Below are 12,825 nucleotides of genomic sequence, written 5' to 3'. Positions count from 1 at the left end.
GGGCTAGGGTCGGGCGCGTGGGGATCACCGATCCGGACGGCTACGTGCGGGGCGTCCCGTACGACGAGCTGGCGCGGCTGCGGCGCGAGACGCCGGTGGTGCGCGTCGACGACTTCTGGGCCGTGCTGGGCCACGCCGACGTCCGCACGGTGCTGCGCGACCCGGCGCTGTTCTCCTCGCAGCTCGGCGGGACGCAGATCCGGGACCCGGCGACCGAGGCCGACCTCGCGTACGTGCGCCGGATGATGCTCAACATGGATCCGCCCGAGCACGGCCGGCTGCGCGGGCTGCTGACCAGGGCGTTCACCCCGCGCGCGATCGCCAAGCTGACCGAGCAGATCGAGACGTCGGCGCGCGAGCTCGTCGCCGACGTCGCCGATCAGGGCGAGTGCGACTTCGCGAAGGTCGCGGCGGACCTGCCGCTGCGCACGCTGGCCGCGGTGTTCGGCGTGCCGGAGCGCGACCGGCGGCTGATGTACGACTGGAGCAACCGCGTGATCGGCTACCAGGACGCCGAGTACGCGGTCAGCGCGACGGTCGACCCGGCGGAGGTGACCGATCTGGCGCGGGCCGCGCTGGCCGTCCGGCCGGCACCGGGCCCGGACGGCGTGATGCCGGACCCGCGCACGCGCGCCGGGATGCCGGACCTCTACGCGTACGCGAACGCCCTCGGCGAGTACAAGCGCGAGCACCCGGGCGACGACGTCATGAGCACCCTGATGCGGCACGTCGGCGACGACGGCGGCCGCGTCTCGCTGGCCGAGTTCGAGAACCTGTTCTGGCTGTTTTCCGTGGCGGGCAACGAAACCCTGCGCAACGGCCTGCCGGGCGGGATGTCCGCGCTGCTGTCGCACCCGGTGCAGTACCGGCGGCTGCTGGCCGACCGGTCGCTGCTGCCGTCCGCGGTGGAGGAGATGCTGCGGTGGTGGACGCCGGTGATGAACTTCAGGCGCACGGCCACTTCCGACGTCCGTCTGTCCGGTGTGGACATCCGGGCCGGGGACAAGGTCGTGGTGTGGTTCTCCTCGGCCAACCGTGATCCTTCGGTGTTCGACGATCCGGACGCGTTCGACATCGCGCGGACGCCCAACGACCACCTGACCTTCGGCCACGGCCCGCACTTCTGCCTCGGAGCGCAGCTGGCCCGGGTGCAGCTGCGGGCGATGTTCACGGCGGTCCTGGATCTGCTGGGCGAAGTCTCCTTGGCCGGCGAGCCGGTGCGGCTGCGCTCCAACTTCCAGAACGGGCTGAAGTCACTGCCGATCGCCTGGACGCGCTGATGGAACTGCGCGAGATGCGGGCGTTCGTCGCCGTCGCCGAGGCGGGCACGCTGTCGAAGGCGGCACGCGAGCTGCACGTCAGCCAGCCCGCGCTGTCCCAGACGATCACCGCGCTCGAGCGGCGGCTCGGGGTGCAGCTGCTGGTGCGGGCCAGCACCGGCGTGCGGGCCACCGAAGCCGGGACGACGTTGCTGACCGAGGCCCGCGCGGTGCTGGCGCGGCACGACCAGGCCCTGGCCGCGCTCGCCCGCCACACCACGGCCGGCGGCGGCGTGCTGCGGGTGGGCGTCCCGCTGGAGCTGCCGTCGGAGCTACTGCCGACGGCGCTCGCGGCGTTGGCGGACGCCTGCCCGGACACGCGGGTGCGGGCCCGGCACCTGTCGACCGCGGCGCAGGTGGCCGCGCTGCGGGCGGGCGAGCTGGACGTCGGGCTGGTGCGCGAGCGCCCGCCCGGCCCGGACCTCGACGCGGTGCCGGTCGTCTCGGAGAACCTGGGCGTGCTGCTGGCCGCGGACCTGGCGGAGAAGCTGGGTGAGCCGGTCCGGCTGGAGGCACTGGCCGGGCTGGACTGGTTCGGCTTCGCGCGGTCGGGCAGCCCGGCGTGGTTCGACGAGCTGACCGCGATCCTGCGCAGCCACGGCCTCGACCTCGGGCCGGACGTCCCGGCGGAGCGGACCCTGATCGTCGAGCTGAAGCTGCCGGCGGTCGCGGCCGGCGGCGCGTTCGCGCTGGCGCCGCCGGAGTGGCCGTACCCGCTGCCGGAGACGGTGACGTGGGTGCCGCTGGCTGGGCACCCGATCGTCCGGCGCACCTGGGCGGTCTGGCCCGCCGCGTCGCACCGGCGCGACCTCGGGAAGTTCGTGGCGGCCCTGGAAGACGCCGGGCATCGAACCGGCCGATAGTCGCCATAAGCAGTGCCGAACGCCGATCCGGAAGGCCGCGCGGCCGCTCCCGCTTGAACCCGGGGAATCACCCGAACGAGAGCAGGAGACGAGACCATGACTGCACAACTGTCCGGCACCACGGCGCTGGTGACCGGCGGAACCAGCGGGATCGGCCGGGCGACGGCGGTCGCGCTGGCCGGGCTCGGCGCCCACGTCGTGCTGTCGGGCCGGGACGCCACGCGCGGTGCCGAGGTCGTCGAGCGCATCCGCGCGGCGGGCGGCAAGGCCGACTTCGTCGCGGCCGATCTGACGGACGCCGCGGCGGCGCGGGCCTTGGCGGCGCGGGCGCGGGAGGTGGGCGGGCAGGTGGACGTGCTGGTGAACAACGCCGGGGTCTTTCCCTTCGGCCCCACCGGATCCGCGACGGAGGAGGAGTTCGACGGCGTCTTCGCGACCAACGTGAAGGCGGCGTTCTTCCTGGTGGCCGAGCTGGCCCCGGAGATGGCCGAGCGCGGGCACGGCTCGATCGTCAACGTGTCCACGATGGTCGCGAAGATCGGCCTGGCGGGCATGGCGCTCTACGGCGCGTCGAAGGCTTCGCTGGAGCTGCTGACGAAGGCGTGGGCGGCGGAGTTCGGCCCGTCCGGGGTCCGCGTGAACGCGGTCAGCCCCGGCCCGACCCGCACCGAGGGCACGGCCGCGATGGGCGACGCCCTGGACCAGCTGGCCTCGGCGGCGCCGGCGGGCCGGGCGGCGTCCCCGGAGGAGATCGCGTCGGCGATCGCCTTCCTGGCGGCGGAGGGCTCGAGCTTCGTCCACGGCGCGGTGCTCCCGGTGGACGGCGGCCGGGTGGCGGTGTGAGCCCGGCGGGACGGCGTCACCGCAGGAAGGTGACGCCGTCCCGCGGTCGCTCGTCCACCGACAGCGCGAAGACGTCCGGCCGCGCGTAGTGGCCCGAGACGTCGAGGCTGTGGCGGGCCGTCACGACGTCCTCGAGGTCGATCTCCGCCGTGATCAAGCCTTCTCCGGTCCTCAGTGGACCGGCCAGGACGTCGCCCGTCGGGCCGACGATCACACTGCCGCCGCGGAACGGGTCGTCGCCCGAATCCTCGTACAGGCACGCCGAAATCACGAAACAGCGGCCCTCGTCGGCGATGTGGCGCATCGAGGCCTGCCAGACGTCGCGGTCGTCGGCCGTCGGGGCGCACCACAGCTCGACGCCCTTCGCGTACATCGCCGCGCGCAGCAGCGGCATGTGGTTCTCCCAGCAGATCGCCGCGCCCGCGAGACCCGCCGCCGTCGGGATCGCCGGCAGGGTCGAGCCGTCGCCACGGCCCCAGACCAGGCGTTCGCGCGCGGTCGGGACCAGCTTGCGGTGCTTGCCCACCAGCCCGAGCGACGGGTCGAGGAACACGACCGTGCTGTACAGCGTCGAGCCGTCCCGCTCGATCACGCCGACGACCAGGCTCGCGCCGGTCCGCGCCGACAGTCCCGCCAGCGCCCTGGTCTCCGGCCCGGGCACGGTCACCGACGCGCGGAAGTAGTCCGCGAACGGCTCCCCGCGCGGGTAGCCGCCGAGGACGGCCTCCGGCAGCACCACCAGCGCCGCGCCCGACGCGCGGATCTCGTCCTCCCGGCCCAGCAGCCCCTTGAGGCCCACGGCCCCGGTCTGGAGCGCGGCGACGACCGACGTCGTCACCCGCGGACCCGCTCGCGCTTGGGCGGCCACGGCACCACCGCGGACGTGCGGCGCTGGTAGTCCGCGTACTCCGGGTAGCGCCCCAGCGTGATGCTCTCGGTGAACTTCGTCGACCCCACGAACAGCAGCGTCAGCAGGATCGCGCCCAGCACCGTCCACGTGAGACCCGCCGCGACCACGCCGAACGCCGCGATCACCCACCACTGGGCCTGCTCGAAGAAGAAGTTCGGGTGCCGCGAGTAGCGGAACAGGCCGTCCTGGCGGAAGCGCGTCGACGCCCGGCCCGCGTGCTTCTCGCGGTGGAACGTCCACTGCTGCTGGTCGGCGACCGTCTCCCCGACCAGGAACGCCGCGAAGATCACCGCGACGACGACGTCCCACACGCCGAACGCGCCCTGGTGGTCCAGCGCCGTCATCGCGGGCAGCGTGATCAGCAGCAGGATCGCGTTCTGGTAGAGCGAGATGAAGAAGAAGTTGAACACCTGGAACTGCCAGGGCGCGAGCTTCTCGCGCAGCACCGCCCACCGGTAGTCCTCACCGCCGCGGGCGTAACCACCCTTCCGGGCGAAGTTGAACGTCAGCCGGACGCCCCACGCCAGGACCAGCGCGAACATCACGTCCAGGCGGGCGTCGGCGAACCCGGCGGCGCCGGCGAAGATCCCCAGGTAGGCCACCGGCACGATCGACCAGATCCGGTCGACCCAGGAGTACTCCCTGGTCAGCACCGACAGCAGCCACGTGCCGAGCGTCACTCCGGCGAAGACGTACAGGCAGACCCGCAGCGCGTCCATGTCCTCACCATAAGACCTAGGATCGATCACATGAACCTGCCGCTGCGGGACCGGAAGATCGACATCTTCTTCGCGGTGCTGTTCTCGGCCTTCACGATCACCTCGCTGATCAGTGATCTGCTGCCGACCGTGGGCGTCGACTTCTCACAGCCGTCGGACAACTTCTTCGTCAACTCGAACTGGTGGTACGCCCACGACGCGGACCCGCTGTTCATGCACCCGCCGGACTGGATGCGGATCGTCACCGGGCTCTCGGCGTTCGTCTACATGCCGTTCTACATCGTGCTCGTGTTCGCGCTGCTCAGCGGCAAGAACTGGATCCAGCTGCCCGCGGTGGTCTACGCGACGATGATCGTCACCCTCACCGGGGTCGTCGTGTTCGGCGTCGAGTTCTTCGGCGACCCGGCCACACGCACCGGCAACCCGGTGAAGTTCCTCGCGTTCAACCTGCCCTACGTCCTGGTGCCGCTCCTGCTGCTGATCCGGATGCGCGCGCCGAAGCCGTTCACCCGCCGCTTCTGACGCTTCAGACGCTTCTGACCGGAGGCACCGTGCCGTACTCGTTCCTCAGCCACCTCGAATGCTCCCGGACCGGCGAGCGCCTCGACGCCGACGCCGTCCAGGGCGTGTCCCCGGCCGGCGCGCCGCTGCTCGCGCGCTACGACCTCGACGGCGTCCGCGAAGCCGTGACGCCGAAGGAGATCTCCGGGCGCGAGCCGACGCTGTGGCGCTACCACGAGGTGCTGCCGGTGCGCTCGGCCGAGCACGTCGTGAGCCTCGGTGAGGGCATAACGCCGCTGCTGCGCCTGCCGCGTTACGGCCGCGAGCTGGGCCTGTCCCGGCTGTGGATGAAGGACGAAGGCCTGGTGCCGACCGGCTCGTTCAAGGCGCGGGGCGCCGCGGTCGGCGTCTCACGGGCGGCCGAGCTGGGCGTGCGCGGGATCGCCATGCCGACGAACGGCAACGCGGGCGCGGCGTGGGCGCTGTACGCGGCCCGCGCCGGGCTGACGAGCTTGATCGCGATGCCGGACGACGCGCCGTCGATCACCATGCGCGAGTGCGTCGCGGCCGGCGCCGAGCTGTACCGGGTGGACGGTCTCATCGGCGACGCGGGGAAGCTCGTCGCCGCGGCGGTCCAGCGGCGTCCGGGCGTGCAGGAGGTCTCGACGCTGAAGGAGCCGTACCGCATCGAGGGCAAGAAGACGATGGGCTACGAGATCGCCGAGCAGTTCGGCTGGCGGCTGCCCGACGTGATCCTGTACCCGACCGGCGGCGGCGTCGGGATCATCGGGATCTACAAGGCGCTGCTGGAAATGCGGGAAATGGGCTGGGTCACCGGCCCGCTGCCGCGCCTCGTCGCGGTGCAGGCCACCGGGTGCGCCCCGATCGTCGAAGCGTTCTCGCGCGGTGACCGGGAGAGTGTGCCGTTCCCGGACGCGCGGACCGTCGCGTTCGGCATCACCGTACCCAAGGCCCTCGGTGACTTCCTCGTGCTCGACGCCGTCTACGCGACCGGCGGCACCGCGGTGGCCGTCACCGACGAGGAACTGCTTGCGGCGCAACGGGAACTCTCCGAGCGCGAAGGCGCCTTCGTCTGCCCTGAAGGCGGAGCGTGCTTCGCCGCGTTGCGGCACCTTCGCGAGTCCGGCTGGCTCGAAGGCGACGAAGACGTCGTCGTGCTCAACACCGGCGCCGGGATCAAGTACCCGGAGACGGTGCCGCTCGACGTGCCGCTGCTGGCGAAGACCGACTCGATCCCTTAAAGGACCGACTGCACCGCTTCGGGGGTGCGGGCGACGACGGTCGTGCCGTCGTCCGCGGTGATGATCGGACGCTGGATCAGCTTCGGGTGCGCGGCCAGGGCGTCGATCCAGCGCGTGCGGTCGGCCGGGGTGCGCCCCCACGTCTTGAGGCCGAGTTCCTTCGCGACCGGCTCGGTGGTGCGCGTGATGTCCCACGGCTCCAGGCCGAGCCGCTTCAGGACGGCCTTCAGCTCCTTCGCGGTCGGCGGGTCGTCGAGGTAGCGGCGCACGGTGTACTCCGCGCCGGCTTCGTCGAGCATCGACACCGCTGACCGGCACTTCGCGCACGCCGGGTTGACCCAGATCTCCACCGACGCAGCCTACCGCGATGGTTTTGGAGCACGCGTTCTGTTACGGTCGCGGTATGCCCCGCCCCCGCGTCCACGACCTCGACGCGCTGCTCGACGTCGCCGAACGGCTCGTCGCTTCGTCGGGATACCAGAACGTGACGGTGCGCGGCCTGGCCGCGGCCGCGGGCGTGCCGAACGGGACGATCTACCACGCGTTCGGCTCGCTCAGCGCGTTGCTGGCCCGGGTCTGGCTGCGCGCCGCGACCGCGTTCCTCGACCTCCAGACCGCGCGCGTGGACCAGGCTTCCTCTCCGGTGGACGCGGTCGTCGCGGCGGCCGACACGCCCGCGGTGTTCGTTTCCGTGCGGCCCGACGGGGCCCGGATGCTGCTGCGGGTCAAGGCGGACCGGCTGTTCGGGCCCGAGCTGCCGGACGAGCTGGCGGACGCCCTGCACGCGCTGGACAAGCGGCTGATCGCGCTGCTGGTCCGGCTCGCGCGGCTGGTGTGGGACCGCGGTGACGGCCTGGCCGTCGAGGTGATCACCACCTGCGTCGTCGACCTGCCGACCGCGTTCTTCCGCCGTGACATCACCGATCCCCTGGTGCGGGAGCGGCTCGCCGCCGCCGTGCGGGCCGTGCTGACCGTACCCCCTCGAGAAAAGGCTCAACCGTGACCGATCCCGTTTCCGTGCTGGACCTCGGCAGCGACGAAAACCGCTTCTCACCGGACTGGCTGCAGCGCGTCCATTCCTTTGTGGACGGTGTCGAGGGTCCTCTGGTGACCACCGGCAGCGGCAAGTTCTACTCGAACGGCCTCGACCTCGACTGGCTGATGGCGAACGGCGACCAGGCCGCGAAGTACGTCGCCGAGGTGCAGGAGCTGCTCGCCCGGATCCTGACGCTGCCGGTGCCGACGGTCGCCGCGGTCAACGGCCACGCGTTCGGCGCCGGCGCGATGTTCGCCATGGCGCACGACTTCCGCGTGATGCGCGCCGACCGGGGCTACTTCTGCTTCCCGGAGGCCGACATCAACATCCCGTTCACCCCGGGGATGGCGGCGCTGATCCAGGGCAAGCTGACCCCGGCCGCGGCAATCGCGTCGATGACCACCGGCCGCCGGTTCGGCGGCCCGGACGCGCTTGCTGTGGGCTTGGTGGACGAAACCGCACCGGAGGCCGACTTGGTGACGGTGGCTTCTTCGCGCGTCGCTGCCTTGGCGGGCAAGGACCGCGGCACGCTGGGCGCGATCAAGGCGACGATGTTCGCCCCGGCCGCCACGGCGCTGCGCACCCCGGCTTAGGGCGCCGCCCCCCGGTATCCAGCTTACCGGGGGCCACCGACAGTTCGGCCGGCCTGAAAGCCGTGAAGGCCTCCTTCCCGACTCTTATGGCCGGTAAGGGGGCCTTCACGGCTTTGCGACTTCGGCGAGGCGGCGGCGCAGGTGGGCGCGCGTCCCGGCCGTCGTCGCCCTGCGCGCCCCGGCTGATGTCCTGAAGGGCACCCTCAGGGACTTAAGAGCCCTGAGGGTGCCCTTCACGGCTTGGCGACCCCGGCGAGGCGGCGGCGCAGGTGGGCGCGTTCCGGTTCCGTGCCCGCCAGGGCGAGCGCGTCGCGGTAGGCCGACGCCGCCTCCGGCAGGCGGCCCAGGCGGCTGAGCAGCTCGGCCCGCGCCGCCGGGAACGGGGCGTAGGACTGCAGGCGGGGTTCCCCGGCGAGGGCGTCGAGGAGGGCCAGGCCCGCGGCCGGGCCGTCGCGCATCGCCACCGCCACCGCGCGGTTCAGCTCGACCACCGGGGACGGCGCCAGCCCGCGCAGGACGTCGTAGAGCGCGACGATCTGCGGCCAGTCCGTGCCCGCCACGTCCGGTGCCTCGTCGTGCAGGGCCGCGATCGCCGCCTGGACGCCGTAGAGCCCGGGCGGGCCGCCGGTCAACGCCACCTCCACCAGCGAGGTGCCTTCCGAGATCAGCGCGTGGTCCCAGCGGCCGCGGTCCTGGTCGTCGAGCAGGACGACGTCGCCGTCGCCGCCGGTCCGGGCGTCGCGTCGTGCGTGGACCAGCAGCATCAGCGCGAGCAGGCCCGCGACCTCGCGCTCCGCCGGCAGCAGCCGGCGCAGGATCCGGCCCAGCCGGATCGCCTCCTCGGCCAGGTCGAGCCGCTGCAGGTCCGGGCCCGAGCTGGCCGCGTACCCCTCGGTGAAGATCGAGTAGACGACCTGGAGCACACCCGGCAGCCGGCCGGGCAGCTCGGCGGCGTCCGGCACCCGGAACGGGATCCGGGCCGTGCGGATCTTGTTCTTGGCCCGCACGATCCGCTTGCCCATCGTCGCGCCGGGCACCAGGAACGCGCGCGCCACCTCCGGCGTCGTCAGCCCGGCGAGGCAGCGCAGCGTCAGCGCCGTGCGGTCCTCCGCCGGCAACGCCGGGTGGGCGCAGGTGAAGAACAGCTGGAGCCGCTCGTCCGGCAGCTCGCCGTCGGACGACGGGGCGGGCGCGGCGCGGTCGGCCTCGACCTGCAGCACCGCGAGCCGGGCCGCGTAGGCCTGGTCGCGGCGCAGCCGGTCGACGGCCTTGCGCCGCGCCGTCGTCATCAGCCACGCGCCCGGCTTCGGCGGCACGCCGTCGACGGGCCAGCGCACCAGCGCCGCCTCGATCGCCTCCGACGTCACCTCCTCGGCCAGGTCGAGGTCGCCGAACCGGCGGACGAGCGCGGCCAGCAGCAGCCCGCGCTCCTCCCGGAACACCGCCTCGACCGACGTCTCCACCTGCTCCGGCACTTCAGTCCCCGTAGGACGCGAGCGGCCGGACGACGATCGACCCGCCGTCGCGAGCGCCGGGGCAGCGCGCCGCCCACTCGAGCGCGACGTCGAAGTCCGGCACGTCGACGACGAAGTAGCCACCGAGGACCTCGCGGGACTCGGCGAACGGCCCGTCGGTGACGATCCGCTCGCCGTGGTCGTCGACGCAGACCGCGGCGGCGGTGGTGAAGTCGGCGAGCGAGTTCCCGTGGACGTGGACACCGGCGTCCTTCATGGACTTGTCGAACAGCATCCAGTCCTCGGGTGTGCTGCAGCCGGTGGGCGCGCCGTCCGCGTCGAGCGAGGCGTTGATCAGCATCAGGTACTTCATGGTGTTCCTCCGTCGTGTCGTGGCCCGGTTGCCGTACGCCACCACTACGAACGGCCCGCGGCGCCTTGGACACCCTCGCCGGAGATTCTGCCTCTCGTGCTCAAAATCCGCCGCGGTGCTCCTTCAGCCGCTTGATCCGGTCGATGTGGGCCGGGTGCCCGGCCAGCAGCCGGGCCCACAGCCGCCGCTCGTCGCCGCGGTGCAGGACGATCCACTCCTTGAGCAGCCCGATCAGCTCCGGGCCGTAGCCCAGCCGCGCCGCCACCCGGTCGGCCCGGTACTCGCCGAGCCGTTTCGACCAGGCGAGCACCGGGCCGAGCAGCGGCGCCAGCAGCAGCCACGGGTCGAGGAACGCGAGCGCGGTGAGGATCCCCAGGCTCAGCAGCACGGTGACGAGCACGGCGACCGCCCGCCCGAAGGCCGCGAACGCGCGCCCGACGTACGGCACGACCAGGGCGAGCAGCCGGACCAGCCGGGTCAGGATCCGGGCCGGGAGCTCCAGCCACCAGATCAGCAGCGAGATCCGCGTGTGCCCGGCGAGGTGGTGGCCGAGTTCGTGCGCGAGGATCGCTTCGAGGCCGGCCGGGGGCAGGTCGAGGGCGGTCCGCGTCACCGCGACGGTCCGGCCGCCGGCGGCGAAGGCGTTCAGTTCGCGGGAGCGTTCGACCCACAGCCGGTACCGGCCGCCGTCGACGCCCGCGGCCGCGCAGACCGCCTGCCAGCAGGGCGTCAGCCGGGCCAGCTCACGGGCGGTGGGCGAGCGCATCCCGAACATCAGCGGCAGCAGGAAGTGCTCGAACGCGGGCACGAACGTGATCCCGCCGGCGACCACCCACCCGGCGGGCACGACCCAGAAGTACGCGGGCCAGACGAGCTTGCCGAGCAGGACCAGCACGAGCCCGCTGCTGGCGACGACGGGCACGGAAAGCACAACACTCACGACGGCGGACAGGTCCGGCCGTGTCCTGGGTCGCGCACCTTCGCCCACGTCCGCTCCCCCGTCCCGGCTGACCGCGCACCCACCTTGGCGTGCCGCCGGGCGAAGCACAACGGCCGTCCGGCGGCGGGTGGAGCGGGCCCGCCGCCGGGCACAGGCGTCAGCCGGGGATCTCGTCGAACTCGACGACCTGGCGCACCTCGACCTCGATCTCGGCTTCGAACAGCTCGGCGTACGACTTCGCGAACTCGACGGCGTCCGCCCGGTCCTCGGCGTTGATCAGCGCGAACCCGCCGATGACCTCCTTGGCCTCGGCGAACGGGCCGTCGGTGACGCGGACCGCGGCGCCGCGCGGCTTGCGGACGAGCGCGCCCGTGTCCGACCGGTGGACGCCCTCCGCCGTGATCAGGCGGCCGTTCCCCGCCGACTCCTGGATGAACGCGCCCATCTTCTCCATGAACTCCGGGCTGGGGTTCCACGCCTCGGGGGCGCTCTCGTCGAGACGGTGCATCATGAGGAAACGCATGGCTGACTCCCTGGTTCTCTCGGCCGGGGTCCGGTTCTCTCGGACGCGATGACCGGCCTTCACCCCCGCGTCGATCGGGCGCTCGCGGCGTTCGACATTTCCCCGGGAAGATCTTCCGCAGACTACCGTGTGACCTGCGTCACTCCGGCTGGTACGCGCTTCACGGCCGTGCTGACCAGGGCCAACACGACGAGACCGGCCCCGAGCCCGGCCTCCACCCAGCCCACGCCGGGCACCGCGCCGGCGATCGCGACGCCCAGCGTGGTGCCGGTCTGCCGCCCGGTCGAGGCCAGGCCGGCCGCCACCCCGGCCATCGAGCCCGGCATCCCGGCCATCGCCGTGGTCGTGATCGGCGGGTTGACCGTGCCGAGGAATATGCCGAAGAGCAGCGAGACCGCGAGCACGGCGACCAGCGGCGTGGCCGGCCCGAGCCAGGCCGACGCGACGCCGCCCAGCGTGAGCGCGCTCCCGGCCACGACCAGCGGCAGCCGCGGCCCGCGCGTGCCGACCAGCCGGCCGGTGACCGGCGACAGCACCAGGACCAGCGCCCCGACCGGGAGCAGGCACAACCCGGCGTCGAGAGCCGACAGCCCGCGGACGTCCTGCAGGTACTGCGTCGTCACGAACAGGAACGCACCGAAGCCGCACAGCGCGAAGACCGCCATCACGATCGCCGCGCTGAACGGGACGCTGCGGAACAGCCGCAGTTCGAGCAGCGGATCCGCACGTCGCGGCTCGTAGACGACGATCCCCGCGACGCCGAGCGCGGCCACGGCCAGCAGGCCGAGGACCACCGGCGACGACCAGCCGAGCCCCCGGGACCCGATGATCGCGGCGACGACGCTGCCGAGCACGAGCACCACCAGGACCTGCCCGACCGGGTCGAACCGGCGGGCACGAGCGGCGCGGGACTCGGGCACGAACCGCGCGGTGGCCACGATCGCGGCGGCGACGATCGGGACGTTGACCCAGAAGACCGCGCGCCAGCCGAAGCCGTCGACGAGGAGGCCGCCGAGGATCGGCCCGAGCACCAGTGCCAGGCCGGACATGGCGCCGAAGACGCCGATGGCGCGGGCCCGGTCGGCCGGGACGGGGTAGGCGGTGGCGACGATGGCCATCGCGACCGGGTTGAGCATCGTGCCGCCGGCGGCCTGCAACGCGCGTGCCGCGATCAGCCACCCGATGCCCGGCGCGAGCCCGCACAGCAGCGACCCGGCGCCGAAGACGGCGAGCCCGGTCAGGAAGACCCGCTTGCGGCCGACGCGGTCGGCGGTGGACCCGGCGAGCACGAGGAACCCGGCCAGCACGAGCGTGTAGGCGTCGATCGTCCACTGCTGCCCGGCCAGAGAGGCGTGCAGATCGCGGCGGATCGACGGGAGGGCGACGTTGACGACGGAGATGTCCATCACCACGACGACGATGCTGACGCAGCAGATCGCCAGCACGAGTCCCCGGTTGACTGTCGGAGCGTTCATGGGTTCCGACGCTA

Annotated in this window: 15 protein-coding genes; 7 read left to right on the top strand and 8 right to left on the bottom strand. The window is 72.7% G+C overall.

Going from position 1 to position 12,825, the window contains the following annotated elements; genetic code table 11:
- The first annotated feature begins 17 nt into the window (after positions 1-17).
- The 3 genes from OHS58_RS47930 to OHS58_RS47920 all read left to right on the top strand — a co-directional run bounded on the left by OHS58_RS47930 (position 18) and on the right by OHS58_RS47920 (position 3,025).
- The gene (locus tag OHS58_RS47930) at positions 18-1,280 is read left to right on the top strand and encodes a cytochrome P450 (protein ID WP_328646672.1); all 1,263 of its coding nucleotides are present in this window, start codon (positions 18-20) and stop codon (positions 1,278-1,280) included.
- Positions 1,280-2,182: a LysR family transcriptional regulator gene (locus tag OHS58_RS47925; RefSeq protein ID WP_326947212.1), complete on the top strand. Its 903-nt coding sequence runs from the start codon at positions 1,280-1,282 to the stop codon at positions 2,180-2,182. The genes OHS58_RS47930 and OHS58_RS47925 overlap by 1 nt, the downstream gene beginning before the upstream one ends.
- 96 nt (positions 2,183-2,278) lie before the next feature.
- Positions 2,279-3,025, top strand: a complete 747-nt coding sequence (locus OHS58_RS47920; protein WP_442875507.1) for an SDR family NAD(P)-dependent oxidoreductase — start codon at positions 2,279-2,281, stop codon at positions 3,023-3,025.
- A 16-nt stretch (positions 3,026-3,041) separates the two neighbouring features.
- On the opposite strand, the gene OHS58_RS47915 is transcribed toward OHS58_RS47920, so the two are convergent.
- Positions 3,042-3,863 carry a carbon-nitrogen hydrolase family protein gene (locus OHS58_RS47915; RefSeq protein ID WP_328646671.1) on the bottom strand — a complete coding sequence of 274 codons (822 nt, stop codon included), beginning with the start codon at positions 3,861-3,863 and terminating at the stop codon, positions 3,042-3,044.
- A complete protein-coding gene (locus OHS58_RS47910; RefSeq protein WP_328646670.1) occupies positions 3,860-4,654 on the bottom strand; it encodes a DUF1295 domain-containing protein in 795 nt (264 codons plus the stop codon). Before OHS58_RS47910 ends, OHS58_RS47915 begins: the two co-directional genes overlap by 4 nt.
- A gap of 30 nt (positions 4,655-4,684) precedes the next feature.
- Here OHS58_RS47910 and OHS58_RS47905 point away from each other — a divergent pair, with 30 nt between their 5' ends.
- Both OHS58_RS47905 and OHS58_RS47900 read left to right on the top strand, forming a co-directional pair.
- The gene (locus OHS58_RS47905; RefSeq protein ID WP_328646669.1) at positions 4,685-5,176 is read left to right on the top strand and encodes an EXPERA domain-containing protein; all 492 of its coding nucleotides are present in this window, start codon (positions 4,685-4,687) and stop codon (positions 5,174-5,176) included.
- A 29-nt stretch (positions 5,177-5,205) separates the two neighbouring features.
- Positions 5,206-6,417: a threonine synthase gene (locus OHS58_RS47900; RefSeq protein ID WP_328646668.1), complete on the top strand. Its 1,212-nt coding sequence runs from the start codon at positions 5,206-5,208 to the stop codon at positions 6,415-6,417.
- Here the strand turns inward: OHS58_RS47900 and OHS58_RS47895 are convergent.
- Positions 6,414-6,767: an arsenate reductase family protein gene (locus tag OHS58_RS47895; RefSeq protein ID WP_247062431.1), complete on the bottom strand. Its 354-nt coding sequence runs from the start codon at positions 6,765-6,767 to the stop codon at positions 6,414-6,416. The genes OHS58_RS47900 and OHS58_RS47895 overlap by 4 nt on opposite strands.
- Positions 6,768-6,820: 53 nt before the next feature.
- On the opposite strand from OHS58_RS47895, the gene OHS58_RS47890 reads away from it, so the two are divergent.
- Positions 6,821-7,420: a TetR/AcrR family transcriptional regulator gene (locus OHS58_RS47890; protein ID WP_328646667.1), complete on the top strand. Its 600-nt coding sequence runs from the start codon at positions 6,821-6,823 to the stop codon at positions 7,418-7,420.
- A complete protein-coding gene (locus tag OHS58_RS47885; RefSeq protein WP_326955205.1) occupies positions 7,417-8,046 on the top strand; it encodes an enoyl-CoA hydratase/isomerase family protein in 630 nt (209 codons plus the stop codon). The genes OHS58_RS47890 and OHS58_RS47885 overlap by 4 nt, the downstream gene beginning before the upstream one ends.
- Positions 8,047-8,279: 233 nt before the next feature.
- Here the strand turns inward: OHS58_RS47885 and OHS58_RS47880 are convergent, their stop codons facing one another.
- The 5 genes from OHS58_RS47880 to OHS58_RS47860 form a co-directional block, all read right to left on the bottom strand.
- Positions 8,280-9,521 carry an RNA polymerase sigma factor gene (locus OHS58_RS47880; RefSeq protein ID WP_328646666.1) on the bottom strand — a complete coding sequence of 414 codons (1,242 nt, stop codon included), beginning with the start codon at positions 9,519-9,521 and terminating at the stop codon, positions 8,280-8,282.
- A gap of 1 nt (position 9,522) precedes the next feature.
- Positions 9,523-9,873 carry a YciI family protein gene (locus tag OHS58_RS47875; protein WP_328646665.1) on the bottom strand — a complete coding sequence of 117 codons (351 nt, stop codon included), beginning with the start codon at positions 9,871-9,873 and terminating at the stop codon, positions 9,523-9,525.
- Between the two features lie 100 nt (positions 9,874-9,973).
- On the bottom strand, positions 9,974-10,795 hold the full coding sequence (locus OHS58_RS47870) for a M48 family metalloprotease (RefSeq protein WP_328646664.1): 822 nt from the start codon (positions 10,793-10,795) through the stop codon (positions 9,974-9,976).
- Between the two features lie 175 nt (positions 10,796-10,970).
- Positions 10,971-11,336 (bottom strand): YciI family protein, encoded by a 366-nt coding sequence (locus tag OHS58_RS47865; protein WP_328646663.1) that lies wholly within the window; start codon positions 11,334-11,336, stop codon positions 10,971-10,973.
- 122 nt (positions 11,337-11,458) lie between these two features.
- On the bottom strand, positions 11,459-12,811 hold the full coding sequence (locus OHS58_RS47860) for an MFS transporter (RefSeq protein WP_328646662.1): 1,353 nt from the start codon (positions 12,809-12,811) through the stop codon (positions 11,459-11,461).
- Positions 12,812-12,825 lie beyond the last annotated feature (14 nt).

It is taken from the genome of Amycolatopsis sp. NBC_00348, from assembly GCF_036114655.1.
Taxonomy (GTDB): domain Bacteria; phylum Actinomycetota; class Actinomycetes; order Mycobacteriales; family Pseudonocardiaceae; genus Amycolatopsis.
This window is presented reverse-complemented; position numbering and strand designations above follow the sequence as displayed.

Excerpts from the sequence above, each read along its gene's own strand:
- OHS58_RS47925 (WP_326947212.1), top strand. The coding sequence starts at position 1,280 with ATGGAACTGCGCGAGATGCGGGCGTTCGTCGCCGTCGCCGAGGCGGGC.
- OHS58_RS47920 (WP_442875507.1), top strand. The coding sequence starts at position 2,279 with ATGACTGCACAACTGTCCGGCACCACGGCGCTGGTGACCGGCGGAACC.
- OHS58_RS47910 (WP_328646670.1), bottom strand. The coding sequence starts at position 4,654 with ATGGACGCGCTGCGGGTCTGCCTGTACGTCTTCGCCGGAGTGACGCTC.
- OHS58_RS47905 (WP_328646669.1), top strand. The coding sequence starts at position 4,685 with ATGAACCTGCCGCTGCGGGACCGGAAGATCGACATCTTCTTCGCGGTG.
- OHS58_RS47890 (WP_328646667.1), top strand. The coding sequence starts at position 6,821 with ATGCCCCGCCCCCGCGTCCACGACCTCGACGCGCTGCTCGACGTCGCC.
- OHS58_RS47875 (WP_328646665.1), bottom strand. The coding sequence starts at position 9,873 with ATGAAGTACCTGATGCTGATCAACGCCTCGCTCGACGCGGACGGCGCG.
- OHS58_RS47865 (WP_328646663.1), bottom strand. The coding sequence starts at position 11,336 with ATGCGTTTCCTCATGATGCACCGTCTCGACGAGAGCGCCCCCGAGGCG.
- OHS58_RS47860 (WP_328646662.1), bottom strand. The coding sequence starts at position 12,811 with ATGAACGCTCCGACAGTCAACCGGGGACTCGTGCTGGCGATCTGCTGC.